Below are 23,172 nucleotides of genomic sequence, written 5' to 3' on the forward strand. Positions count from 1 at the left end.
CGGCCACCACAAACGGCTCCTCCACCACCCAGGTGACGGTGCGTGCGGGCTCGCCCACCACCCGCAGGCTGGCGTATGTCGCAACTCCCACGTCGGCAAACCGCAGGATCAATTCTGTTGGTGGCGAGGTGGTCATCTCCACGTGGGCCACATCGGCTCGTCACTCGTGACCTTGCGTCCGTAGCGTTCGGCAGCCAGCCGTCGATACTCCGCCAGGATCGCGCCGGCACCGCGGTCCATCTGCAACGGGGGCAACGGACCCAGCCGGGTCAGACCGCCGGTGACCGCAGTGGTCGTGGCCCCGGCAGCCACCGCACGGTTCTCGTCGATGCCGGCATCGGAATCGGCGACGGAGTGCAACGGTGTGGCCCCCGTCGCGGTCAGTGCCCACTCGCCGCCGACAGCATCGGACACTCTCGGGTCGAGGCCGAATGTTCCCCGTGCACTGACGTATTCGATCATCTCGGCGACCAATGAGGTGTTGTCCCATTCCCACGCCACAGCGAAGGCACCGGCCATCACCGGGGCCGAGACCGACCGGGCCCAGCGCGAACGAGCCTCGGCGTCGGGCATCGAATGCCGCACACTGTCGACCGCAAGCGCCGCGGGTATCTTCAGCGCAGCGGCCTTTTCGAACTTGGGCTGGGCCGAGAGATGGCCGTCCGACCCGTCGGCCGCCGTGGTGATGCCCTCCGACATCGCAACCCGCGCCTCCACCGAATTCCAGTCGGCGAACGGATCACCGATGCCGTCGAAACCCATGTCGGCGAGCGCCTCTGCTCGCCATATCGATCCCATGAGGTCATCGAGGCGGGCGTGGTGCAGCCAGGTCGCATGAGTGGTCGCGTCCAGGAGCATCCGGGCCTGCCCGACCATCTCCCGGGCGCGGTCGAATTGTCCACGGAACACCGGTATCCAGCTGCGCTGCATCATGATCCGGTGACGATGCAGGGGTATACCCAGTTCGTCCCAGTGCCGCTGCGCCTGTTCCCAGCAGTGGTCGGCTGCCTGCAGTTCGCCCGCAGCCATCCGGGTGAGCCCCAGGTACAACCAGCATCTGGAGACGTCATGCGCGACCGCATACGTGGCCAACACCGGGTACGCCGCCTGAGCCAGGCGTTCGGTGTCCGCATGGTCGGACCGAGCCCAGGCGAGAGCCGCACGTTCGAGTTCGCTGCGCGCCGATGCCAGAGGCCAGCCGCGTTGCGACGCAAGCGCACCCGCACGACGAAGATGCGAGCCGGCCTGCTCGAGCCGTCCGGTCTGCACACAGAATCTGCCGTAGCCGATCCCAGCGTCCACCTGAAGCCGGTCGGCACCTACCGAGCCCGGCCGGCTCCAGGCATCGGACGGCGGGGGCGGGCCGAGTTCCGACGCGGCTCGTCGCACGATGAGCAACTCTTCGAGACCGAGTTCCCACAGGCGCGCGGCAGCCACGTGCTCGTCGACATCGCCGAGCGCGGTCGCGCACAGGATGCGTGCGTGTGTGACATGAAACCCGTGGTCGGGGTCGGGGTCCGAATCGGGCTCCCCCACTGCCTCGTCGGTCAGATGCGCAAGCCGCCGCGCCGCTTGGTCGTGGTCACCGCGAGCTGATGCCAGGCCGATGTCGAGGACATCCGCACGCCCGGTGTAGCGGCGGACCATCCGGGTGATGTCGTCGGATGACATCGTCACCTGCGCCGCGGCTTCGGGCATCTTCCCGGCGAGGATCTCCGAATAGATACCGACGCAATCGCGAATCCTGCGGACACATTCCACGACCCCGTCGTGAGCGCCGCGGGTCAGGTAGATCGCTCCGAGCTGGGCGAACACCTCGAGCATCAGGTCGTCTCGGTCGAGCTGTTCGATCTTCGGCATCAGCGACAACAACAGATCGCGGGCGGCAGCGTGGTCGTCGGCACAGGCGAGGTCGCGCGCACGCTCGAGATCACCGGCCACCGACATGGCTGCATCATATTGATCGCGGACCAGCGGGCAACCGCATACACGGGCACCACACACGAAAGCGGCGGACGTGCGATGCACGTCCGCCGCATTCTCACCGGTTCAGATCAGTTGCAGCTCACCTTGATGCTGAACTCCTTTTTGATCATTCCGGCCGTGGGATTCTTCATGTCAGCGCCTTCGGCCTCACCGGTGATGGTGTAGGTGTCACCGTCTACCGAGACCTCCGCCGAACCGACCGACATCCCCATCCCGTTGGTTACGGCCAGTGCGTTGCCGTCGACCACCAGTCCCAGCGACTCGACCTTCGGGGTGGCCTCGTCCGTCATCACGATGCCGAGGCCCTGCTGGCCACCGGTGGAGCCGCTGCCGACGTTGATCTTGCCGCCCTGCTTCACGCAGCTCACAGAGTTGAGGTCCACGCCGGCGAGATCCTTGCCCTCCACCTTGACCTCGGTGTCGCCGCCCGTGGAAACCTCTGTTCCGTTCGACTGGCTGGTTGCGACCGGGTTGGCCGCGGGGCTGCTGTCTGCGTTGTTGCTGCTGTCGTCCGAGCAGGCCATCAGCAGGGTTGCGCTGGCGATCAGTCCGAGGGTGGCTGTGAGGACTCGTTTCATTGGTCTTCCCTTTCGTTGTGCGGCGCCTTCGGTGTGGCTCCGGCATGGGATAACTAAAACCCGACCGAGCGGCTACCGATCCCAATTTTCGCCGCTTGTCCACCATTCGCCGACGCGATCGAATCCCCCATGACGATCGAAAAGCCCCCGCTGACGTCGCACATCCCGTGTCCAGCACGCTGACGCGAAGACGCCCCCGGCAGTGTCGCCGGGGGCGCTGATGCCCGTGAAAGTGTGTCCGTGGGCCGATCCCGCGTTCAGTTCGGTTGGTGGAAGGACTCCCCCAGCAGCCGAGCGAAGTTGGCGATTCCGGCTTCGTCATCGTCAACCGGCGATGGCGTCGTACGGGTGCCGCCCAACAGCGCCACCAGTTCTCCGGCGGCACGATCCACCCGGTCGGCAAGCGTGGCGGTGTCCCCGGAGGTACCCGCCCAATCCTCGGACGCGGCATATACGCCAGTCGGGACCACCACAGCGCGCAGATACGAGAACATCGGCCGCACAGCGTGATCGAGCACCATCGAGTGTCGCGGGCTACCACCGGTGGCAGCGATGAGCACCGGCTTACCGGCAAAACTGTCCTTGTCGATGATGTCGAAGAACGACTTGAACAATCCGCTGTAGGACGCGTTGAACACCGGTGTTGCAGCGACGACGGCATCGGCTTCGACAACAGCCCTCACCGCGGGATCCGCAGCACCCACCGGGAATCCGGCGATCATGCTCCGGGCGATGTCCACCGCGATCTCCCGCAGGTCGACCGTCTCGACGACAACCGAATCACGTTGCGCCTGAACCGAAGCAGCGAGCCGGTCCGCGAGTAGCCGAGTCGACGACGGTTCACCGACACCGGCACTCACGACCACCACACGAGTCGGGTTCATCGGCTGATCGCCTCCGCCTCGATTGTGTCACCCTCGGTGACCGCAGCGCTTCGTGCGGCTACCAGCGATGCGTGGGTGGGCGCGTCCGGAACGTCCGAAGGGCGCCCCTCGGCGAATCCCGCTCGCAGTTGCGGCAGTACCTCCCCGAGTTGATCGAGTTGTTCAAGAACGGTTTTCAGCGGCAGTCCTGCATGGTCGACCAGGAACAGCTGGCGTTGGTAGTCGCCGAAGTGCTCACGGAAGCTCAGCGTCTTGTCCACGAACTGCTGTGGGCTGCCGACGGTGAGCGGCGTGTCCGCGGTGAACTCTTCGAGCGAGGGGCCGTGACCGTAGACCGGCGCGTTGTCGAAGTACGGCCGGAACTCGTTGACCGCATCCTGCGACTTGGGGCGGATGAAGAACTGCCCGCCGAGTCCCACGACGGCCTGGGACGCGGTGCCGTGACCGTAGTGCTCGTAGCGCTCACGGTAGAAACCGATCAGCTGCTGGAAGTGCTCCTTGGGCCAGAAGATGTGGTTGGCGAAGAAGCCGTCTCCGTAATAAGCGGCCTGCTCGGCGATCTCCGGGCTACGGATCGACCCGTGCCAGACGAATGGCGCGACGCCGTCGAGCGGTCGCGGCGTGGAGGTGAACGAGGTGAGCGGCGTACGGAACTTGCCCTGCCAGTCCACCACCTCTTCGGTCCAGAGTCGGTGCAGCAGATGGTAATTCTCGATTGCGAGCGGGATGCCCTGCCGGATGTCCTTGCCGAACCACGGATAGACCGGACCCGTGTTGCCGCGGCCCAGCATCAGATCGACACGGCCGTCGGCCAGGTGCTGCAACATCGCGAAGTCCTCGGCGATCTTCACCGGGTCGTTGGTGGTGATCAGTGTGGTCGACGTCGACAGCTGCAGAGTCTTGGTCTGGGCTGCGATGTAACCGAGCATCGTCGTGGGAGACGAGGGCACAAACGGCTTGTTGTGGTGCTCACCGGTGGCGAAAACGTCGAGCCCGACGTCTTCTGCCTTCTTGGCGATGGCGACCATCGCCTTGATCCGGTCGTTCTCGGTGGGTTCCACACCGGTGGTGGGGTCGACGGTGACATCGCCGACGGTGAAGATTCCGAACTGCATGGCTACCTCCTCGGTAGAAGCTACGATCATAATAACCGGACCGTGGTCCGAATTATTTCGTCGCGCCGACGAGGCTGTCGAGCGGTTGTCACAGAACGACCGGGACCCAGAAGCCGAAGAACCAGAAGCCCCAACCACGCTTGTACCGGTCGTAGCCTGGGGTGACCTCCTGCCCGCGGAAGGTGAATGTCGCAAGATCCGGGCGTTTGACCGCGCCCGGGGACGATGAGGTCGTCCGGGTGGGGCCCTCCTGCGTCGTTGTTGATGATGTCGCCGCCGGCGCTGCAGTCGCCTCGGCCACTGCCCCACCGACTCCCAGCGAAGCCAGGCCGATTGCCCCCGTTGCGACCGTCCGCGTGAACGCCTTCTTGACCTGCATGTTGTCCTCCCTTTCTGAAGCCCGACCTGGTTCTGCCGAGGCCGACTCCTCACAAGGTAGAAACGCGAACTCGTAGAACTCTGGCACCTGGCTGTGAGCTTCCTGGACGCCCGACGTTCCGGGTTCGCTCATCACGGGAACATTCGAGCCCTGACGCCGATCCAATCGACATCGGATCTGATCGAAGGGAACAGCCATGGGTGAAGGCGATGCCGAATACAGCGCGCAGGGCAGCTCGACAGCGTCGGCGTCCGACGACACCGGCACACTCGATGAACTCGAGTCGGTGCTGACAGAACTGTGGCCCGATCAGGATGCGGCTCCGCCGGACGAGCCCGCGGAACCGTCTGACGGGGTCGGCGGCGGCGACGCGGACGAATACTCCGAACACTGGTTCCAGCAAGCCGTGAACGGCACCTGCGTGCCGGCGAGTGTCGCCCAGATCGTTGCGGAATACAGCGGCGAAGACATCCAGAGCGAAGAAGCCTTTGTCGAGATGGCCCAGGACAACGGCTACTTCCTCGACGGCGAGATCGAGAACGGCATGCCCATCTACGCTGCGGCGGACCTGCTCGAACAGAACGGGATCCCGGCCACCGTCGAGACCGGCACGATGGACGACCTCGCGACCGCCTTGGAGGAAGGGCGCGGCGTCATGCTGTACGTCGACTCCGGGGAGTACTGGGATCCGGAGCAGGAGGAGCGCGACGAAGCCATGGGTCGCGACCAGGGAGGCGATCACTGTGTGGTGATCAGCGAGATCGACACCGACAAAGGTGTGGTCTACCTCAGCGACCCAGGGCATCCCGACGGCGACCGCATGGAAGTCCCACTCGACGAATTCGAGGAGGCATGGGGCGAAGCCGACAACACGATGATCGTGTGCGACGAACCCTCACCCAATGCCGGTGTGTCCGAGGACGACCCCACACGGGATCCGCTTCTCGACGACCTCGATGCCGACGAGACACCTGGGCTCTCCAACGTCATCGACTGGCTCACCGATCGCCCGTGGAACCTGCTGCCGGTGGTGATCGGCGGCAAGTAGCCCACGCCCGCCACCAACAACGTCCCCGTCGACATGTACGGAGGGCACTACTCCCCCGGCACACGGTCACGGGGACGTTGTCGGTGCACAGCAACCAAAGCGGCCCGCCCCAACAAAGGGACGGGCCGCTTTCGTGAAACTGGTTGGCTTACTTGGCCTTCTCGAGGACCTCGACCAGACGCCAGCGCTTGGTGGCACTGGTCGGGCGGGTCTCCATCAGGCGAACGCGGTCGCCGATGCCGGCGGTCTCGTTCTCGTCGTGAGCCTTGACCTTGCTGGTGGTGCGGATGATCTTGCCGTAAAGCGGGTGCATCACACGATCTTCCAGCTCGACCACGATGGTCTTCTGCATCTTGTCCGAGACGACGTACCCGATCCGCTCTTTGCGGCGTGCACGCTCCTCGGTGGTGGACGTTTCAGTCACTTTTTGGTCCTCGCTCATGCGTCGTCACCGCTCTCGGCTTCGGGTCCTGAGGCCAGGCCGAGCTCGCGCTCCCGCATGACGGTGTACACGCGCGCGATCTCGCGACGCACGGTACGCAGCCGGCGGTTGTTGTCGAGCTGACCGGTGGCCATCTGGAACCGAAGGTTGAACAGCTCTTCCTTCGACTCACGCAAACGTTCGACCAGTTCTTCGTCACTGAGCTCGCGGAGCTCGGCGGCGGCGATTCCGACAGACATCAGAACTGCTCCTCCCTGGTCACGATGCGGGTCTTGATCGGGAGCTTGTGCTGCGCGCGACGCAGGGCCTCGCGAGCGGTCTCCTCATTGGGGTAGCTCATCTCGAACAGCACGCGACCCGGCTTGACCGGCGCGACCCACCACTCGGGCGAACCCTTACCGGAACCCATGCGGGTCTCGGCAGGCTTCTTCGTCAACGGGCGGTCGGGGAAGATGTTGATCCACACCTTGCCGCCACGCTTGATGTGCCGGTTGATTGCGATACGAGCTGACTCGATCTGACGGTTGGTGATGTACGCGCTCTCCAGTGCCTGGATGCCGTAGTCACCGAACGTCACCTTGGTGCCGCCCTTGGCCTGACCTTTCAGGCTGGGGTGGTGCTGCTTGCGGTGTTTGACCCGACGAGGGATCAACATGCCTCAGCCCTCCTGGTTCTCGGCCTGCGCGGGGGCAGGCGTTGTCGCTGGAGCGTCGACAGCCGCAGGCGCATCTGCGGTCGCGGTGGCCGCACGTCCAGCTTCGGTGCTGGTCGCTGTGGTACCCGACGAACCGCTCCGCTTCGGGCGGGCCGGACGACGCGGACGACGATCTTCAGCCGGAGCAGCCGACGAGGACAGTGCCTCGCGCTTGCCACCGACGATGTCGCCCTTGTAGATCCACACCTTCACGCCGATACGGCCGAAGGTTGTCTTGGCCTCGTAGAGGCCGTAGTCGATGTCTGCGCGCAGCGTGTGCAGCGGCACCCGACCTTCGCGGTAGAACTCGCTGCGGCTCATCTCCGCACCGCCGAGGCGACCCGAGCACTGGACCCGGATTCCCTTGACGTTGGGCTGACGCATGGCCGACTGGATGGCCTTACGCATCGCCCGGCGGAAAGCCACGCGGTTGCTGAGCTGCTCGGCGACACCCTGTGCCACCAGCTGAGCTTCCGACTCGGCGTTCTTGACCTCGAGGATGTTCAGCTGGACCTGCTTGCCGGTCAGCTTCTCCAGGTCGCCACGGATCCGGTCGGCCTCGGCGCCGCGGCGACCGATGACGATGCCCGGACGGGCGGTGTGGATGTCGACGCGAACCCGGTCACGGGTGCGCTCGATCTCCACCTTGGCGATGCCGGCGCGCTCGAGGCCGGTGGCCAGGAGCTTGCGGATGGCGACATCCTCTTTGACGTATTCCGCATACTGCTTGTCTGCGTACCACCGGGACTTCCAGTCCGTGGTGATACCGAGACGGAAGCCATGCGGGTTGATCTTCTGGCCCACTACTGAGCTCCCTTCCGGCGATTGCGGCCGGCGGCCGCGTCGCTCCTGGCGATGCTTTCCACCACGACGGTGATGTGGCTGGTCCGCTTACGGATCCGGAAGGCACGCCCCTGGGCGCGCGGACGGAACCGCTTCATGGTCGGACCCTCGTCGGCGAACGCCTGCGACACCACGAGGGTGCGACGGTCGAGGTCGAGGTTGTTCTCCGCGTTGGCCACGGCGCTGGCGAGCACCTTGGCAACCGGCTCGCTCGCGGCCTGGGGCGCGAACTGCAGGATGTCGAGGGCCTCGTCCACGTTCTTGCCGCGGACCAGGTCGATGACACGACGCGCCTTCATCGGCGTGACACGCACGAACTTCGCGGTCGCCTTGGCGGTCGGATTGGTTGTTTCAGTACTCATCTACCGACGCTTCGCTTTCCGGTCGTCTTTGATGTGTCCCTTGAAGGTGCGCGTCGGCGCGAACTCGCCGAGCTTGTGACCGACCATGGACTCCGAGACGAACACCGGCACATGCTTGCGGCCGTCGTGGACGGCGAAGGTGTGACCGATGAAGTCCGGAATGATGGTGGACCGACGGGACCAGGTCTTGATGACCTGCTTGGTGCCCTTTTCGTTCTGAACGTCGACCTTGCTCAACAGGTGGTCGTCGACGAAGGGGCCCTTCTTGAGGCTGCGTGGCATTCTCTAACTCCCTCCTGTTATCGCTTGTTCTTGCCGGTGCGCCGGCGACGGACGATCAGCTTGTCGCTGGCCTTGTTCTTGCGGGTACGGCCCTCGGGCTTACCCCACGGGCTGACCGGGTGGCGACCACCGGAGGTCTTGCCCTCGCCGCCACCGTGCGGGTGGTCGACCGGGTTCATCACGACACCACGGACGGTCGGGCGCTTGCCCTTCCAACGCATACGGCCGGCCTTGCCCCAGTTGATGTTGCTCTGCTCGGCGTTGCCGACCTCGCCGACGGTGGCGCGGCAGCGCACGTCGACACGACGGATTTCACCGGAAGGCATACGCAGCGTGGCGTAGGGGCCTTCCTTACCGAGCAACTGGATCGAGGCACCGGCGCTACGAGCCATCTTGGCGCCGCCACCGGGACGCAGCTCCACAGCGTGGATCTGGGTACCGGTCGGGATGTTGCGCATCGGGAGGTTGTTGCCCGGCTTGATGTCGGCGGTCGGACCGCTTTCCACCACGTCGTGCTGCTTGAGTCCCTTGGGCGCGATGATGTACCGCTTCTCACCGTCGACGTAGTGCAGCAACGCGATCCGCGCAGTGCGGTTCGGGTCGTACTCGATGTGAGCGACCTTGGCGTTGATGCCGTCCTTGTCGTGGCGACGGAAGTCGATCAGACGGTAGGCACGCTTGTGGCCACCACCCTTGTGACGGGTTGTGATGCGGCCGTGGGCGTTTCGTCCACCGCGACCATGCAGCGGACGAACCAGCGACTTCTCCGGGGTGTCACGAGTGACTTCGGAGAAGTCCGCGCCGGAAGCGCCACGACGACCGGGGGTCGTCGGCTTGTACTTACGAATAGCCATGAGTCTTCTTGTCCTCTACTTCTTCGGTGGAGTCCGAGCGGCGTCAGCCGACCGGGCCTCCGAAGATCTCGATGGGCTTGCTGTCTGCGGTCAGTGTCACGATCGCGCGCTTGGTGTCCTTGCGCTTGCCGTAGCCGAAGCGGGTGCGCTTGCGCTTGCCCTGACGGTTGGCGGTGTTCACGCTCGAGACCTGCACGCCGAAGATCTCTTCGATGGCGATCTTGATCTGGGTCTTGTTCGACTCCGGATGCACGAAGAACGTGTACACGTTGTCCTCGATCAGTCCGTAGGACTTCTCGGAGATGACCGGCGCCAGGATGATGTCGCGGGGGTTTGCCTGAACTGTCATGTTTCTCAGGCCTCCTTCTCATCTTTTTTGGCGCCGTCGATGAAGACGCCGAGTGCCTCACGGCTGAACACGACCTCGTCGGCATCGAGCACGTCGTAGGTGTTCAGCTGGTCGGGTGCGATGGGCAGAACGTGCTGCAGGTTCTGCACGCTCTTCCATGCGGCGACGTCTTCACGTCCGACGACCAGCAGGAACTTACGACGATCGGACAGCTCTTCGAGGAACTGACGAGCCGACTTGGTGGACGGGGCCTGCCCGGAAACCAGTTCGGTGATCACGTGGATGCGGTCGTTGCGGGCCCGGTCGGAGAGGGCACCGCGCAGGGCGGCTGCCTTCATCTTCTTGGGGGTGCGCTGGCTGTAGTCGCGCGGCTGTGGGCCGTGGACGGTGCCACCACCGGTGAACTGCGGGGCGCGGGTCGAGCCCTGGCGGGCGCGACCGGTTCCCTTCTGGCGGTACGGCTTTGCGCCGCCACCGCGGACCTGGGCCCGCGTCTTGGTGGCGTGGGTGCCCTGGCGTGCGGCACCCTGCTGCGCGATGACGACCTGGTGCATCAGCGAGATGTTCGCCGGTGCGTCGAAGATCTCGGCAGGCAGCTCGACGGTTCCGTCGGTCTTGCCGCCGAAGCTCTTCACGTCGACCGTGCGGGTCTGCTGCTTCTCAGTGTTGACGCTCACTGGCTATGCACCACCCTTCATTGCGTCGCGAACGATGACAACCGCGCCCTTGCGACCGGGGATTGCTCCCTTGATCAGCAGGAGGCCCGATTCGGCGTCCACCTTGTGGACCTTCAGGTTCTGCGTGGTGACCTTGTCGTTGCCCATCCGTCCGGCCATCCGCATGCCCTTGAACACGCGACCGGGGGTGGCGCAGCCACCGATGGAACCGGGAGCGCGGTGCACGCGGTGCACGCCGTGGCTGGCGCCCAGGCCCTTGAAGCCGTGGCGCTTCATGACACCGGCGAAGCCCTTGCCCTTGGAGGTCCCGGTCACGTCGACCAGTGCTCCGTCGGCGAAGATCTCGGCGGTCAGTTCCTGTCCGACGGTGTAGTCGGACACGTCGTGGACGCGGATCTCGGTCAGGTGCCTGCGCGGGGTGACCCCGGCCTTGGCGAACTGACCGGCGACAGGCTTGGTGACCTTGCGCGGGTCGATGGCACCGTAGGCGAGCTGCACGGCGGTGTAACCGTCGGTCTCTTCGGTGCGGATCTGGGTGACCACGTTGGGTCCGGCCTTGACGACGGTCACCGGGATCACCCGGTTGTCTTCGTCGAAGACCTGGGTCATCCCGAGCTTCGTGCCCAGGATTCCCTTCACATTTCTTTGAGTCATCTGATGATTCCCGCCACTCACTGGATGTTGACGTCGACGCTCGCCGGCAGATCGATGCGCATCAAGGCGTCAACGGTCTTCGGCGTCGGGTCGAGGATGTCGATCAGTCGCTTGTGTGTACGCATCTCGAAATGCTCGCGCGAGTCCTTGTACTTGTGCGGCGAGCGGATGACGCAATACACGTTCTTTTCGGTGGGCAACGGCACAGGGCCGACCACACGTGCACCCGTACGGGTCACGGTCTCCACGATCTTGCGCGCCGACGCGTCGATCGCCTCATGGTCGTAGGCCTTGAGCCGGATGCGGATCTTTTGTCCCGCCACGCTGTGTCCTCTTCCGTCAATTTCGGCTGCACAGATGAACACCTCGAACGACGCAACTGTGTAGTCGCATCCCCGTGACCAGAACCTTGCGGTGGTGATCGACGCTGTTCATCTGTCGTTGTTCAGTGCCTGCTTCCGCAGGCCCGTCCGGTCCACGCAGTCGGGCGTGTCGCAATCGCTACACATACCTCTGCGCATGCGCAGAACCCGTGGTGCCGGTGTGCGTCCAGGTGGACGCGGGTCGTACTTGCTTGTTGTGCACCACAACGGAAGCTCGAACCAGTTCGTGACCGCTTAGTTCGTCCGGTGATGCTCTCTGATCGACGGGGGCCTGCCACCTGGTCTGGACGTTCGCACGCTCAGACGACAGACATACAGGGCCGCGCTGCCGATCAAGGCAACCCGACAAGTATGCAATAGATCCGGCCCAGGTCCAAATTGCCCCGGCCCAGGTCACGACCCTGCCGTCACGACCGCGCATTCTCCGCACAAAACCTTCGCAGACTCTTCACAACATCTGCGCAGGGTGCGGACATCGGAGCACTACCGTCGCAGTCATGACCCCACACCCGCAGACGCCATCGGTGCTGGTCGTCGACGACGAGCCACTGATCCGTCAGTCGATCGCGGACCGCCTTGGCGCGGAGGGCTTCGCGGTGATCACGGCCGACACGGGGCCTGCTGCGATCGACGCTCATCGCAGCACCGATCCGGATGCGGTGATCCTCGATCTGATGCTTCCGGGGATGGACGGCCTCGAGGTCTGCCGGCGCATCCAGGCACATTCGGCGACCCCGGTACTGATGCTCACCGCCCGCTCCGGCGAGACCGACCTCGTCATCGGACTGGGAGTGGGCGCCGACGACTACCTGGCCAAGCCGTTCTCGATGCGCGAGCTCGTGGCGCGCACCCGCGCCCTGCTCCGACGTGCCGAACGCTACGGCCCGTTCACCGACTCTGCCGCCGAGCCCGCGGCGGCAGATCCGGCCGACGAGGTGAGAGACGGTCTGCGCATCGATGAGGCCGCCCGGCAGGTGACGGTCGAAGGGCAAGAGGTACATCTCACCCGCACCGAGTTCGACCTCCTGGCGTTCCTGCTCCGCCACCCCGGCGCCGTGCTCAGTCGTGAACAGTTGCTCGACGCGGTCTGGCACTGGCCCGCCGCCGGAGAGACCCGCACGGTCGACAGCCACATCCGTTCCCTCCGCAAGAAGGTGGGTTCGTCTCGGATACGGACCGTGCACGGCATCGGCTACGCGCTCGAGGTCCGCGCGGTGTCGGGAACCGAGGGATCGCCGTGATGCTGCCCCGGCCGCTGGACCCGCTGCACTCGTTCAAGTTCAAGACCGCGGTTGTGGTCGGTTGCGCACTGTTCACCTCGAGCGTGTCCTTCTGGATCACCGCGCAGTGGCAGTTCCGGTACGCCTTGCTGATGGCACTGCTCGTCGCGATTGTCGTCACGTTTGTGCTCGCCCACGGGATGACGTCTCCGCTGCGCGAGATGACGGGGGCGGTGCGCCGGATGTCCCGCGGCGACTACACCGCCCGCGTCCGAGCGACGTCTCGCGACGAGATCGGCACGCTGGCAACGGCTTTCAATCAGATGGCCGATGACCTCGCCGGGGAGGACCGCTATCGCCGCGAGGTCATCGGAAATGTCGCCCACGAGTTGCGGACACCGGTCGCCGCACTGCACGCAGTGCTGGAGAACATGGTCGACGGCGTGCGAACGCCGGACCAGGAGACCCTCGAACTGGCGCTCTCGCAGACGGACCGGCTGGGACGGCTGATCACCGAGTTGCTGGACCTGTCCCGGATCGAAGGCGGGGTCGCCCAGCTCGACCACCAGCGCATCGATCTCACATGCTTCGCCGAGACCGCCGTCGCCGAATGCCGGCTCCGCTCACCGGGCGACGTCTCGTTTGCGATCGACGTAGCGGCCGGCCTCCACGTTCACGCCGACGAGGGCCGTCTGCACCAGGTGCTCGCCAATCTCCTCGACAACGCGGCCCGCCACTCCCCGCCCGGCGGCGTCGTGGAGGTCAGTGCCTGGCCGGAGGGCGAGGTGATTGTCATCGACGTGGCCGACCAGGGCCCGGGTATCGCGCCCGCCGAGCGACTGCGCATCTTCGAGCGGTTCAGTCGAGGCGGATCACGCGACGGCGGAACAGGTCTGGGTCTGGCCATCGCCCAGTGGGTGATCACACTGCACGCCGGCGACATCGGTGTGGTCGACGACCCTGAGGGATGCCGGATCCGGATCCGCCTACCGCTCGTGCCCGCCGACTGACGACTGCTGGAACGCGCACACCATCGCCGCAGATCGCGGCACCATTTTGATCCATCGTCTCCGAGAGGTGCTACACCCATGCCCAAAACCGACAGTTCGGATACTCCGCAGGCTTACCAATCGGTGGTGCTGACCAAGGAACCGGTCAAGGTCCGCCGGGTCACCCTCTCCACGTCGTTGCCTGGGGCCGCGCCCGCGAAAGTCGTTGGGGCAGTTGCCGTCACCACGGTACTGGCGATGGCGTTGGTGCCGACCGACGCGATCGGGATCGGCATCGCATTGACCGGCGTCGCGGTGCTGGCAGCCGTCTTCACCGCGTCGCCCGAGCGGCCCACCGTGCCCGAGCTGATCACCGCCGCCGGCATCGTTGCACTACTACTCGTCTCGGGATGGCGCAGCGCCGGATGGCTGGCCGCAGTCTGCACGGCCATCGCGATCCTGGCCACGGGGACGCTCGTTGTCGGCGCCCGGACCATTCGCGAGATGGCCGCAGCCGTCGTCGCGCCGATCGTCGCGGTCGTCCCGACCGCCGCGTGGTTGGGGCGCGGTATCGCCGATGGCGCACGGGACCGTCCGGTGAAGAACCTGGGGGCCATACTCCAGGTCGCAGTGGTGACAGTGGTGCTCCTGGTGGTGTTCGGCGCCCTGTTCGCCGGCGCCGACGCGACGTTCGAGTCGTTGTTGAGCACGGTGTTGCCGGACGTCGGCGACACCGAGGTGGGCCCCAGCGTTGTCCTCGGTCTTGTCATCGGAGGAGTCACCGCGATCGGGATCTACCTGCGCTACGCCCGGCCACGCCTGACTGACCGGTCGCCGCGCACGTCGACCGAACCGTGGATGTGGGCAGTTCCCACCGGCACCGTGCTCGTCTTGTACATCGCCTTCCTGATCACCCAGGCGCGGGCGATGTTCGGCGGTGACGACTACGTGCAGGAGACGGCGGGACTGACCTACGCGGACTACGCGCGCACCGGATTCTGGCAACTCTTCGCCGTCACGGCACTGACCATCCTGGTGGTGTCGATCGCCTGGCAACGCGCGGACCGCAGCACGTCCGCCGGGCGGGTACTGACGCGGACGATCCTCGGCGGACTCTGCATCGCGGCGCTTGCCGTCGTGGCTTCGGCGTTGCACCGGATGGACCTCTACATGGACACCTTCGGCGCCACCCGGCTGCGCGTCGGTGTGATGGCGACAGAGCTGTGGCTCGGAGCCGTCCTCGTCGCCCTGATCATTGCCGGCGCCGGCCTCGGCACCCGCCAATTGCCAAGAGCTCTAGGGTTTCTCACCATGGTCGCCGCATTGTCGTTCGCGGCCTACAACCCGGACGAACGGATCGCCCAGGCCAACGTCGACCGCTTCGAGCGAACCGGAAAGGTCGATCTGATCTATCTGACGAACCTGTCCCCCGACGCCACCGAAGCGCTGCTGGGGCTGCCCGTCGACCTTCAGGAGTGCGTCCTGCGTGGCATCGGGCGCGACCTTGCGGACGAACACGGACCCACGGCATTCAATGTGGGACGCCACCAGGCACGCGAAGCACTCGAAGGCCGCGAGTCAGGTTCTGCCGCTGCCCCGGTCAGCTGCGCGCCGCGCTAACTTACTCGCCGGTAAGATGCCGTCATGACATCTTCCGTCCAGCCCCCTCGAAGCAGCCCCACCCACCGTTTCCGTCAGAAGCTCCCCGCAGGCCGGCTGGGCTCGGTGCTGTTCTCGATCGGGATGTGTGTGCGGGTCCCCTACTTCGCGACCATCGTCCCGTTCGTGAAGACGATGGAGCCCGGCAGATGCGAGGTCGTCGCGCCGAAGTGGTTCGGCGTCCACAACCACCTCGGCACGTTCCACGCCATCGCGGCGTGCAATCTCGCCGAGGTCGCGATGGGAATGCTGATGGAGGCCACCGTGCCCAGCACGCACCGCTGGATCCCGAAAGGGATGGAGAGTCGCTACCTCGCCAAGGCCACCACCGGTCTGCATGCGGTCGCGACGCTGTCCGAGCCGGTCGACTTCGCGGCATTGACCGAGGGATGCGAGGTGCCGGTGGACATCTCGATCACCGACCGCGACGGCGTCGAAGTGGTCCACTGCACCATCACCACCTGGGTGACGCCGTCATGAACCTCGGGTGACCACTTCTGGCGTTCCTTCGCCGTGCCGACTGCCGATATTGGTCTTAGGCTTCTCAAATGAACGGTCAGCCGCGGAATATCGGGGTGGAAGAGGAGTTCCACCTCGTCGACCTCCGCACCCGCCGGTTGACTCCACGGGCACCTGAACTGCTCGAGGCCCTGCCGCATACGGGTGGCTATGTGGAGGAATTGCAACGCTGTGTCATCGAGGTGAACAGTGCTGTGTTCAGCAGGCTTTCGTCGTTACGTGATGATCTGCGTGAGCATCGTGCGGTCTTGGCGGACACGGCCCGCGAACTCGGGATCGGGGTGGTGGCCGCGGGCGCCATGCCTCTGGCGGTCCCCACCGAACTACAGGTCACCGAGACCCCGCGCTACCGCCAGATGCTGGCCGACTACCAACTCCTCGCCCGGGAACAGCTCATCTGCGGAACCCAGGTCCACGTCGATGTCGCTGATCGCGACCAGGCGGTCCAGGTTGCGTGGCGACTGTCGCCTCACGTGCCGACCTTGCTGGCGCTGTCCGCGAGTTCACCGTTCTGGGCCGACGGTACCGACACCGGCTATGCCAGCTCACGCACACTTGTCTGGCAACGTTGGCCCACCACGGGCCCATTTCTCCGTCTCGATTCCGCCGCTCACTATGACGCCGAGATCCAACGCCTGATCGACACCGGAGTCATCACCGACCCGGGAATGGTCTATTACGACGTGCGGCCCTCGGCGAGGCAGCCGACACTCGAACTCCGGGTCTGCGACAGCTGTCCCTCCGTCGACACCGTCGCGCTCGTCGCCGGCCTGTTCCGGGCATTGGTGCAGCACGAGATCACGGCCATGGCCCACGGCGAACCCGGCGTCGAGGTGTCGCCCACGATCTATCGGGCGGCGTTGTGGCAGGCTGCGCGGTCGGGCTTGGAGGCAGACCTCGTCGACATGGTCGCCGCCAAACCGCGTCCGGCCGAGGACATGGTGCGCGAACTGGCGTCGATGCTGCAGCCGGAACTGGAGTCCTGCGGCGACTGGGAGACGGTCACCGAGCTCATCGATCAGGCGATCGGTGTCGGCAGTTCGTCGGCCAGGCAACGACGTGCGCTGCGGCGGCGTGGACATCTGTCGGACGTGGTGGACAGTCTGATCACCGAGACCGCCGGCGCTGCCCCACCCCCGCCGACAGTCGCCGACCCCGCCAACCCGATGCTCCACAGCTACAACACACGGCACGACAATCCACAACACGACAATCCACAACCCGACCTCTACGACGAGGTGTTCGACGCCGACGGCCGGGTACGGGGCGCATACCGCGGGGTCATCGACACTCTGACCACCCTGGGCCCGGTCACCCTGCGCAACCGGCAACATCACATGGAGAGCGAGCAGAGCGCGGGCGGGATGACCTTCCGGGTCAGCGGCCAGGACCGGGCACAGATCTTCTCCCTCGACGCGGTGCCGCGGATCATCGAGGCCGATACCTGGGGGCGGGTGTCGAAGGGGCTGCGCCAGCGCGCCCTCGCCCTCAACGCCTTCCTCCTGGACGTCTACGGCGACCAGCAGATCATCTCCGAAGGCGTCATCCCGCCTGAGATCCTGGACCGGGCCCCTGGGTACCGAAGCGCAGGCAATGCCCCACGGTGGCAACGGGTTCGGACCCACATCTGCGGGACCGATCTGGTGTCGACCGGACCGGGCGAGTTCTGTGTCCTGGAGGACAACCTGCGGGTGCCCTCGGGCGTCGCCTACGCGATCACCAACCGCGCTCTGATGACCCGGTTCCTCGGCGAGATCAGGTGTCACGACGAGATCCTGCCGGTCGACACCATGCCGCAGATGATCGCCGAGACGCTGGACGCCGCGCGTCCACCACGCGGCGATCCGAACGGCGCGATCGTGGTCCTGAGCGTCGGGTGGGAGGACTCGGCGTGGTTCGAGCACACGATGATCGCCGAACGCGCCGGGCTGGCCGTGGTGGACGCCGGCGACCTACGTGGTGACGGTAACCGGATCGTGGCGCGGATCCACGGCAAGGACGTGCCGCTCAGCGTCATCTACGCCCGCATGGACGAGGACATGCTGCTCTCGTCGACAGGATCCGATGGTGCACCTCTGCGGCACCCGTTCCTCCGGGCGCTCGGAGCCGGAACGCTCGCGATCGCCAACGCGCTCGGCAACGGGATCGCCGACGACAAGGCCGTGTACGCATTCGTCCCAGCGATGATCCGGTATTACCTGGGCGAGGAGCCGGCGATCGACCAGATCCCCACCTGGCTGTGTGCCGAGCGCGATCAGCGCGACCACGTGCTCTCCCGCCTGGACGAGATGGTCGTGAAACCGATCGACGGCCTCGGCGGCTCAGGGGTGATGATCGGACCCGAGGCCACCGAACAGGAGCTGGCCGAGCGGCGCAAAGACCTGATCGGGCACCCGGAAAGGTTTGTCGCACAAGACGTTGTCCGGCTGTCCACCCACCCGACGTTCGACGGTCAGGGGCTCTACCCGCACCACGTGGACCTACGTGCGTTCGTTCATCTACGGGCCGACGGGGAGGGCAACGTCTCGGCTCACATGGCGCCGGCGGCCCTCACCAGGGTCGCCCCCTCGGGCAGCATGATCGTCAACTCTTCCCGTGGCGGAGGCGGCAAGGACACGTGGATTCTCACCGGAGAGTCGCGGGACCATGGCTGCCCGCAGACCCCAACGGAAAGGCGGTAGCGAATGTGCGGCATCAGCGGGGAGATCACCTGGGGCGGTGAGCGGCCCGATCTCGCGGCCGTCGCAGCCATGACCGAGACGATGACCGCTCGCGGACCCGACGGCGAGGGTGCCTACCTCCACCGCAACGTGGCCCTCGGGCACCGGCGACTGGAGATCATCGATCTGTCCGGCCGAGGTGCACAACCCATGGTCGACACCGCTCTGGGTCTGTCGCTGGTGTTCAACGGCTGCATCTACAACTATCGCGAGCTGCGCGATGAACTCGCGGGCCACGGCTACTCCTTCTTCTCGACCGCCGACAGTGAGGTGATCCTCAAGGCGTTCCACCGCTGGGGCGCCGACTGCGTCCAGCATTTCAAGGGCATGTTCGCGTTCGCGATCGTCAACACCGACACCGGTGAACTGACGCTGGCCCGCGATCGCCTCGGCATCAAACCCCTGTACATCAGCGAGACGGCGTCGCGGCTGCGCTTCGCATCGTCCATCCCGGCACTGCTGCGCGCCGGTGGCGTCGACACCTCGATCGATCGCGTCGCGTTGCACCACTACTTCACGTTCCATTCGGTGGTGCCCGCGCCGCACACCATGTATGCCGGTGTCCGCAAGTTGCCGCCCGCCACGGTCCGCACCATCACAGCCGACGGCACATCCACCGAAAAGCGTTACTGGGAGCCGGTTTTCGAGCCTCATCCCGATCGCCTGAATTGGGACGAGGCGCAATGGGGCGAAGCCCTGATCGACTCCCTGCGGGTGGCGGTACGCCGGCGGATGGTCGCCGACGTCCCGGTCGGCGTGCTGCTCTCGGGCGGTATCGACTCGTCCCTGGTCGTCGCGCTGCTCGCCGAGCAGGGACAACGCGACCTCGCGACGTTCAGCATCGGATTCGACTCGGCCGGTGGCGAATCCGGTGACGAGTACGAGTACTCCGACCTCATCGCGAGCACGTTCAGAACCGACCACCACAAGATCCACATCGGCACCGACCGTCTGCTCCCCGCCATTCCAGGCACCGTCGCGGCGATGAGCGAGCCGATGGTCAGCCACGATTGCGTGGCGTTTTATCTGTTGTCCCAGGAGGTCAGCAAGTCGATCAAGGTGGTGCAGTCCGGACAGGGCGCCGACGAGATCCTCGGCGGCTACGACTGGTATCCGCCCCTGGAGAACACTCCGCGCGAGGATGTCACGAAGGCATACGCCTCGGTGTTCTTCGACCGTTCACACCACGAGCTGAACACGTTGTTGCGCAGCGACTATCGCCTGGACCACGACCCCAGTTGGCAGTTCGCCTCCGAGCACCAGAACGCGCCGGGTGCCGCCACCGCCGTCGACGCGGCCCTGCGACTCGACACCACCGTGATGCTGGTCGACGACCCCGTCAAACGCGTCGACTCGATGACCATGGCATGGGGTCTGGAAGGTCGCGTCCCTTTCCTCGATCACGAGTTCGTCGAGCTCGCGGCCACGTGCCCACCGGGGCTCAAACTGGCGCACGGCGGCAAAGGGGTGCTCAAGGAGGCCAGCCGCACCCTGTTGCCTGCTGAGGTCATCGACCGCACGAAGGGCTATTTCCCCGTCCCCGGCATCCGCCACCTGGACGGTGGAGTCCTCGACCTGGTCACCGACACCTTGCGCGCCGAGTCGGCGCATCGCCGCGCGTTGTACGAAGACGACGCCATCGCCGCACTGCTGGCCACCCCGAATCGGACTCGCACCACCCTGGGCTCGAACGCGCTGTGGCAGGTCGCCATGCTGGAGATGTGGCTACAGAGCATGGAGTCGATGACAGGCACGCCGGGGTCGAGGTGACACCGGCGGTCACAGGCAGCTCTGCGCAGCGTACGTCGGGCTCGACGACCTCGGACGACACCCGTCAGCGCCACAGCTACGGTGCGTCGGTGTCGCCGGGAGGAAAGGCGCTCGCCTACATCCTGGACGATGGCACCGGGTACCCGCGGGCAGTGCAGCGATCTCTCAGCAGGGCGGGCGCCGGACCGCTGCGGATGGTCGATCTGCCGTGCACCGGGCCGGTACGCAAACTGATCCACTCCGCGGACGGGCACTGGCTGGCGTGTGAGGTCGCGCCCGGAGGCGGCGAACACCATCAGGTGTGGGTGGTGACCACCGACCCCCACGACACCGCCGCCCACCGGGTGGCGGCCGCCGACGACTACGCGACGGTCGAGCTGATCGGGTGGGACGTGAACCGGGTGCAGCTCACCGCGACCGAGGCCGACGGAACCGCCCACGCTCTCATCGCCGATCCCCAGTCGCAGTACGTCATCGACCTCGATGCCCGGGTGGGTGGGCACTTGGTCGATTCGTGGAAGGACGCCGCCCTGCTGCGGGTGGGACCACGTGGATATCGCGACATGTTGTTGCTGCGCAGGGACAATCGGCGTTCGGCGCAGTCCGATCCGCACGCCACGACCATCACCCCGCTGCTCCCCAACGACACCGGGGCGACGACCGACCAGGGTGTGATCCTCGACCAGGGCTACCAGCACTCGTCCCTGCTCTTCCCCGGCCTCGGCCTGCCGAAGCTCCACAAAGACCTCGACAGCGTGCAGGCGCTGGTGCGCAGCGACTTCGACGCCAAGTTCCCCCGACTGCTCGGTATCGAATCCGCGCGGGAGGGTATCCGGTTCGCGGTCATCGCCGAGCGGCCGGACTGCGGTTTGGACGAATTCGCGCTCAGCTACGACCAGAGCACCCTGGCCATCCTGTGGAACAACAAGGGGCGCAGCGAGTTACAGGTGATGACACTGCCCGACCGCACGCTGCACCCACCGATCGAGTTGCCCGGTGCGGTTGTCGGTGAATTGTCGATCAGTACAACGGGTTCCCTGATCGCGATGACCGTGCAGGGTCCCGACCTCCCTCCCGAGGTGGGTCTGGTGAACTGGCGTGAGGCGCACTGGACTCCCCTTGACCACCCGGATGCCATCAGCCACAGCACCACGGATCGCCGCGGCACAAACCAGCCCGACCACGTCGAGTTCTTCGCCCGCGACGGGATGCCGTTGTCGGGCTGGCTCTATCACCCGGACGACTCGGCGTCCCGGGCCGCTCGTGAGCGGCGGGCGGGCCAGGGTGGAGGCTCCGGCGCACAACCGGCACTCATCTACTTCCACGGCGGACCCGAAGCCCAGGCCCGGCCCGACCACAGCTTCCTGTTCCCCGCCCTGCTCGAGGCAGGCATCACCGTCCTCGCGGCGAACGTGCGCGGCTCGGGAGGTTCCGGCCGGCTGTTCGCCCACGCCGACGACCGGTACGGCAGATATGCCGGGATCAACGACGCCGCGGACTGCGCGGCTTTCCTCGTCCGCGAAGGTTATGCCGATCCCGACCGGATCGCTTGCGCAGGAAGGTCGTACGGCGGATACCTGACGTTGGCATGTCTGACCTTCCACGCCGAGACGTTCGCGGCCGGCGTGGCGATCTGCGGGATGAGCGATCTTCAGTCGTTCTACGAGAACACCGAACCATGGATCGCAGTGGCCGCGTACACGAAGTACGGACATCCCGACGCCGACCGGGAACTGTTGCGCGACCTGTCGCCCATCCATCGCATCTCCGAGCTACGTGCGCCGCTGCTGGTGATCCACGGCCGACACGACACCAACGTCCCGGTCAGTGAATCCGAGCAGGTCGTCGAGTCCGCTCGCGCACACGGGCAGAAAGCCGATCTGATCCTCTTCCCCGACGAGGGGCACGAAATCGTGAAACGGGACAATCAGCGTGTGCTCACCGAGGCCCTGCGAGACTGGGTGCTCGACGCATTCGCCACACCCGGCTCACCCGGCACCGGTAGCCGATAGCCACCCCCATCACAGAGGAAACCGTGTCCACACACCAGTCGCAGCCACCGTTGGTCTCGTACCTGAGCGGCGAGCGCTCGGGGTCGGCGCAGGCGAGCGTGCTGGGCGATCTGCGGCGGGTGATCCTCGACGGCAGCGCGGCTCCGGGTACCGCCATCCCGGTCGGTGAGGTGGCAGATCTCTTCGGTATCAGCGCGATCCCGGTGCGTGAGGCGCTCAAGACCTTGATCGGCGAAGGCCTGGTGGGCCATCAGACCGGCGGGGGTTACTTCGTCGCGCAGCTCACCCTCACCGAGTTGAAAGAGATCTACTTCGTCCGGGGCGTCCTCGAGCAGGCCGCCTTGAGCCGAGCATGCGAGCTGGCCACCGACGACGACCTGGACCGCGCGCGCAGAGAGCACGAGGCACTGCAGGAAGCGACCATCGCCGGCGACAGGCGCGCGTACCACGTGCATTCGCGTCTGTTCCATCGCGCACTCGCCGCGCCGTGCGGCATGCTTCGCCTGCTCAACATGTTCGACTCCACATGGGACATCACCGAACCGTTCCAGGTGATGCAGCGGGCGACCGGGCCCACCCAGCTGCAACTGCACAGCGACCACGAGAAGATGATCGACGCCATGGCCAGGCGTGACGCCGGCGACTTGATCTCGATCGCACAGGCCCACCATCGCCGGCTCGAATCGGTGATCATCGAGACCGCCGCCGAGCTGAACGTGGCTCGTGAGGATCAGCCACCGGTTCGCTGATTCG

The 23,172-nt window shown here is 65.8% G+C and carries 25 protein-coding genes; 9 read left to right on the top strand and 16 right to left on the bottom strand.

Annotation, left to right across the window (positions count from 1 at the left end):
* Window positions 1-132: 132 nt before the first annotated feature.
* The 5 genes from MVA47_RS22175 to MVA47_RS22195 form a co-directional block, all read right to left on the bottom strand.
* On the bottom strand, window positions 133-1,947 hold the full coding sequence (locus MVA47_RS22175) for a hypothetical protein (RefSeq protein ID WP_247209890.1): 1,815 nt from the start codon (window positions 1,945-1,947) through the stop codon (window positions 133-135).
* 107 nt (window positions 1,948-2,054) lie between these two features.
* On the bottom strand, window positions 2,055-2,564 hold the full coding sequence (locus tag MVA47_RS22180; RefSeq protein WP_247209891.1) for a lipoprotein LpqH: 510 nt from the start codon (window positions 2,562-2,564) through the stop codon (window positions 2,055-2,057).
* Window positions 2,565-2,821: 257 nt separating this feature from the next.
* Entirely contained in the window at window positions 2,822-3,448 is a 627-nt protein-coding gene (locus MVA47_RS22185; RefSeq protein ID WP_247209892.1) for a CE1759 family FMN reductase, read from the bottom strand.
* Window positions 3,445-4,563: an LLM class flavin-dependent oxidoreductase gene (locus tag MVA47_RS22190; protein ID WP_247209893.1), complete on the bottom strand. Its 1,119-nt coding sequence runs from the start codon at window positions 4,561-4,563 to the stop codon at window positions 3,445-3,447. Before MVA47_RS22190 ends, MVA47_RS22185 begins: the two co-directional genes overlap by 4 nt.
* An 88-nt stretch (window positions 4,564-4,651) precedes the next feature.
* On the bottom strand, window positions 4,652-4,942 hold the full coding sequence (locus MVA47_RS22195) for a hypothetical protein (RefSeq protein ID WP_247209894.1): 291 nt from the start codon (window positions 4,940-4,942) through the stop codon (window positions 4,652-4,654).
* A 196-nt stretch (window positions 4,943-5,138) separates the two neighbouring features.
* On the opposite strand from MVA47_RS22195, the gene MVA47_RS22200 reads away from it, so the two are divergent.
* Window positions 5,139-5,990: a C39 family peptidase gene (locus tag MVA47_RS22200; RefSeq protein ID WP_247209895.1), complete on the top strand. Its 852-nt coding sequence runs from the start codon at window positions 5,139-5,141 to the stop codon at window positions 5,988-5,990.
* 148 nt (window positions 5,991-6,138) lie between these two features.
* On the opposite strand, the gene rpsQ is transcribed toward MVA47_RS22200, so the two are convergent.
* The 11 genes from rpsQ to rpsJ are packed head-to-tail and all read right to left on the bottom strand — an operon-like array spanning window position 6,139 to window position 11,470.
* Window positions 6,139-6,432, bottom strand: a complete 294-nt coding sequence (gene rpsQ, locus MVA47_RS22205) for a 30S ribosomal protein S17 (RefSeq protein ID WP_247209896.1) — start codon at window positions 6,430-6,432, stop codon at window positions 6,139-6,141.
* Window positions 6,429-6,671: a 50S ribosomal protein L29 gene (gene rpmC / locus MVA47_RS22210; RefSeq protein ID WP_023956018.1), complete on the bottom strand. Its 243-nt coding sequence runs from the start codon at window positions 6,669-6,671 to the stop codon at window positions 6,429-6,431. Before rpmC ends, rpsQ begins: the two co-directional genes overlap by 4 nt.
* On the bottom strand, window positions 6,671-7,087 hold the full coding sequence (gene rplP / locus MVA47_RS22215) for a 50S ribosomal protein L16 (RefSeq protein WP_023956020.1): 417 nt from the start codon (window positions 7,085-7,087) through the stop codon (window positions 6,671-6,673). The genes rpmC and rplP overlap by 1 nt, the downstream gene beginning before the upstream one ends.
* Window positions 7,088-7,090: 3 nt before the next feature.
* Window positions 7,091-7,930 carry a 30S ribosomal protein S3 gene (rpsC, locus tag MVA47_RS22220; protein ID WP_023956022.1) on the bottom strand — a complete coding sequence of 280 codons (840 nt, stop codon included), beginning with the start codon at window positions 7,928-7,930 and terminating at the stop codon, window positions 7,091-7,093.
* Window positions 7,930-8,331, bottom strand: a complete 402-nt coding sequence (gene rplV / locus MVA47_RS22225; RefSeq protein WP_023956024.1) for a 50S ribosomal protein L22 — start codon at window positions 8,329-8,331, stop codon at window positions 7,930-7,932. The genes rpsC and rplV overlap by 1 nt, the downstream gene beginning before the upstream one ends.
* Window positions 8,332-8,613, bottom strand: coding sequence for a 30S ribosomal protein S19 (gene rpsS, locus MVA47_RS22230; protein WP_030164768.1), 282 nt, complete (start codon window positions 8,611-8,613; stop codon window positions 8,332-8,334). It abuts the gene before it with no gap.
* A 17-nt stretch (window positions 8,614-8,630) separates the two neighbouring features.
* Entirely contained in the window at window positions 8,631-9,467 is an 837-nt protein-coding gene (gene rplB, locus MVA47_RS22235) for a 50S ribosomal protein L2 (RefSeq protein WP_023956030.1), read from the bottom strand.
* Window positions 9,468-9,510: 43 nt separating this feature from the next.
* On the bottom strand, window positions 9,511-9,816 hold the full coding sequence (gene rplW / locus MVA47_RS22240; RefSeq protein ID WP_023956032.1) for a 50S ribosomal protein L23: 306 nt from the start codon (window positions 9,814-9,816) through the stop codon (window positions 9,511-9,513).
* A gap of 5 nt (window positions 9,817-9,821) precedes the next feature.
* Entirely contained in the window at window positions 9,822-10,493 is a 672-nt protein-coding gene (gene rplD / locus MVA47_RS22245) for a 50S ribosomal protein L4 (RefSeq protein WP_247209897.1), read from the bottom strand.
* Window positions 10,494-10,496: 3 nt separating this feature from the next.
* Window positions 10,497-11,147, bottom strand: a complete 651-nt coding sequence (rplC, locus tag MVA47_RS22250) for a 50S ribosomal protein L3 (RefSeq protein WP_030164774.1) — start codon at window positions 11,145-11,147, stop codon at window positions 10,497-10,499.
* 17 nt (window positions 11,148-11,164) lie between these two features.
* On the bottom strand, window positions 11,165-11,470 hold the full coding sequence (gene rpsJ / locus MVA47_RS22255) for a 30S ribosomal protein S10 (protein ID WP_003938093.1): 306 nt from the start codon (window positions 11,468-11,470) through the stop codon (window positions 11,165-11,167).
* Window positions 11,471-12,057: 587 nt separating this feature from the next.
* On the opposite strand from rpsJ, the gene MVA47_RS22260 reads away from it, so the two are divergent.
* The 8 genes from MVA47_RS22260 (at window position 12,058) to MVA47_RS22295 (ending at window position 23,168) form a co-directional block, all read left to right on the top strand.
* Window positions 12,058-12,771, top strand: a complete 714-nt coding sequence (locus MVA47_RS22260; protein WP_247211014.1) for a response regulator transcription factor — start codon at window positions 12,058-12,060, stop codon at window positions 12,769-12,771.
* Window positions 12,771-13,760, top strand: a complete 990-nt coding sequence (locus MVA47_RS22265) for a HAMP domain-containing sensor histidine kinase (protein ID WP_247209898.1) — start codon at window positions 12,771-12,773, stop codon at window positions 13,758-13,760. Before MVA47_RS22260 ends, MVA47_RS22265 begins: the two co-directional genes overlap by 1 nt.
* A gap of 78 nt (window positions 13,761-13,838) precedes the next feature.
* Entirely contained in the window at window positions 13,839-15,359 is a 1,521-nt protein-coding gene (locus tag MVA47_RS22270) for a DUF4153 domain-containing protein (RefSeq protein WP_247209899.1), read from the top strand.
* A gap of 24 nt (window positions 15,360-15,383) precedes the next feature.
* Window positions 15,384-15,878: a hotdog fold domain-containing protein gene (locus MVA47_RS22275; RefSeq protein WP_247209900.1), complete on the top strand. Its 495-nt coding sequence runs from the start codon at window positions 15,384-15,386 to the stop codon at window positions 15,876-15,878.
* 68 nt (window positions 15,879-15,946) lie between these two features.
* Window positions 15,947-18,598, top strand: a complete 2,652-nt coding sequence (locus MVA47_RS22280; RefSeq protein ID WP_247209901.1) for a carboxylate--amine ligase/circularly permuted type 2 ATP-grasp protein — start codon at window positions 15,947-15,949, stop codon at window positions 18,596-18,598.
* Between the two features lie 3 nt (window positions 18,599-18,601).
* A complete protein-coding gene (locus MVA47_RS22285; RefSeq protein WP_247209902.1) occupies window positions 18,602-20,407 on the top strand; it encodes an N-acetylglutaminylglutamine amidotransferase in 1,806 nt (601 codons plus the stop codon).
* Window positions 20,404-22,419, top strand: a complete 2,016-nt coding sequence (locus tag MVA47_RS22290; RefSeq protein WP_374474447.1) for an alpha/beta hydrolase family protein — start codon at window positions 20,404-20,406, stop codon at window positions 22,417-22,419. Before MVA47_RS22285 ends, MVA47_RS22290 begins: the two co-directional genes overlap by 4 nt.
* 23 nt (window positions 22,420-22,442) lie before the next feature.
* Window positions 22,443-23,168, top strand: a complete 726-nt coding sequence (locus MVA47_RS22295) for a GntR family transcriptional regulator (protein ID WP_062798895.1) — start codon at window positions 22,443-22,445, stop codon at window positions 23,166-23,168.
* Window positions 23,169-23,172 lie beyond the last annotated feature (4 nt).

Origin of the sequence: Williamsia sp. DF01-3, from assembly GCF_023051145.1 — a bacterium.
GTDB lineage: Bacteria > Actinomycetota > Actinomycetes > Mycobacteriales > Mycobacteriaceae > Williamsia.

Excerpts from the sequence above, each read along its gene's own strand:
- MVA47_RS22175 (WP_247209890.1), bottom strand. The coding sequence starts at position 1,947 with ATGTCGGTGGCCGGTGATCTCGAGCGTGCGCGCGACCTCGCCTGTGCC.
- MVA47_RS22180 (WP_247209891.1), bottom strand. The coding sequence starts at position 2,564 with ATGAAACGAGTCCTCACAGCCACCCTCGGACTGATCGCCAGCGCAACC.
- MVA47_RS22185 (WP_247209892.1), bottom strand. The coding sequence starts at position 3,448 with ATGAACCCGACTCGTGTGGTGGTCGTGAGTGCCGGTGTCGGTGAACCG.
- MVA47_RS22190 (WP_247209893.1), bottom strand. The coding sequence starts at position 4,563 with ATGCAGTTCGGAATCTTCACCGTCGGCGATGTCACCGTCGACCCCACC.
- MVA47_RS22195 (WP_247209894.1), bottom strand. The coding sequence starts at position 4,942 with ATGCAGGTCAAGAAGGCGTTCACGCGGACGGTCGCAACGGGGGCAATC.
- MVA47_RS22200 (WP_247209895.1), top strand. The coding sequence starts at position 5,139 with ATGGGTGAAGGCGATGCCGAATACAGCGCGCAGGGCAGCTCGACAGCG.
- rpsQ (WP_247209896.1), bottom strand. The coding sequence starts at position 6,432 with ATGAGCGAGGACCAAAAAGTGACTGAAACGTCCACCACCGAGGAGCGT.
- rpmC (WP_023956018.1), bottom strand. The coding sequence starts at position 6,671 with ATGTCTGTCGGAATCGCCGCCGCCGAGCTCCGCGAGCTCAGTGACGAA.
- rplP (WP_023956020.1), bottom strand. The coding sequence starts at position 7,087 with ATGTTGATCCCTCGTCGGGTCAAACACCGCAAGCAGCACCACCCCAGC.
- rplV (WP_023956024.1), bottom strand. The coding sequence starts at position 8,331 with ATGAGTACTGAAACAACCAATCCGACCGCCAAGGCGACCGCGAAGTTC.
- rpsS (WP_030164768.1), bottom strand. The coding sequence starts at position 8,613 with ATGCCACGCAGCCTCAAGAAGGGCCCCTTCGTCGACGACCACCTGTTG.
- rplB (WP_023956030.1), bottom strand. The coding sequence starts at position 9,467 with ATGGCTATTCGTAAGTACAAGCCGACGACCCCCGGTCGTCGTGGCGCT.
- rplW (WP_023956032.1), bottom strand. The coding sequence starts at position 9,816 with ATGACAGTTCAGGCAAACCCCCGCGACATCATCCTGGCGCCGGTCATC.
- rplC (WP_030164774.1), bottom strand. The coding sequence starts at position 11,147 with ATGACTCAAAGAAATGTGAAGGGAATCCTGGGCACGAAGCTCGGGATG.
- MVA47_RS22265 (WP_247209898.1), top strand. The coding sequence starts at position 12,771 with ATGCTGCCCCGGCCGCTGGACCCGCTGCACTCGTTCAAGTTCAAGACC.
- MVA47_RS22270 (WP_247209899.1), top strand. The coding sequence starts at position 13,839 with ATGCCCAAAACCGACAGTTCGGATACTCCGCAGGCTTACCAATCGGTG.
- MVA47_RS22275 (WP_247209900.1), top strand. The coding sequence starts at position 15,384 with ATGACATCTTCCGTCCAGCCCCCTCGAAGCAGCCCCACCCACCGTTTC.
- MVA47_RS22280 (WP_247209901.1), top strand. The coding sequence starts at position 15,947 with ATGAACGGTCAGCCGCGGAATATCGGGGTGGAAGAGGAGTTCCACCTC.
- MVA47_RS22285 (WP_247209902.1), top strand. The coding sequence starts at position 18,602 with ATGTGCGGCATCAGCGGGGAGATCACCTGGGGCGGTGAGCGGCCCGAT.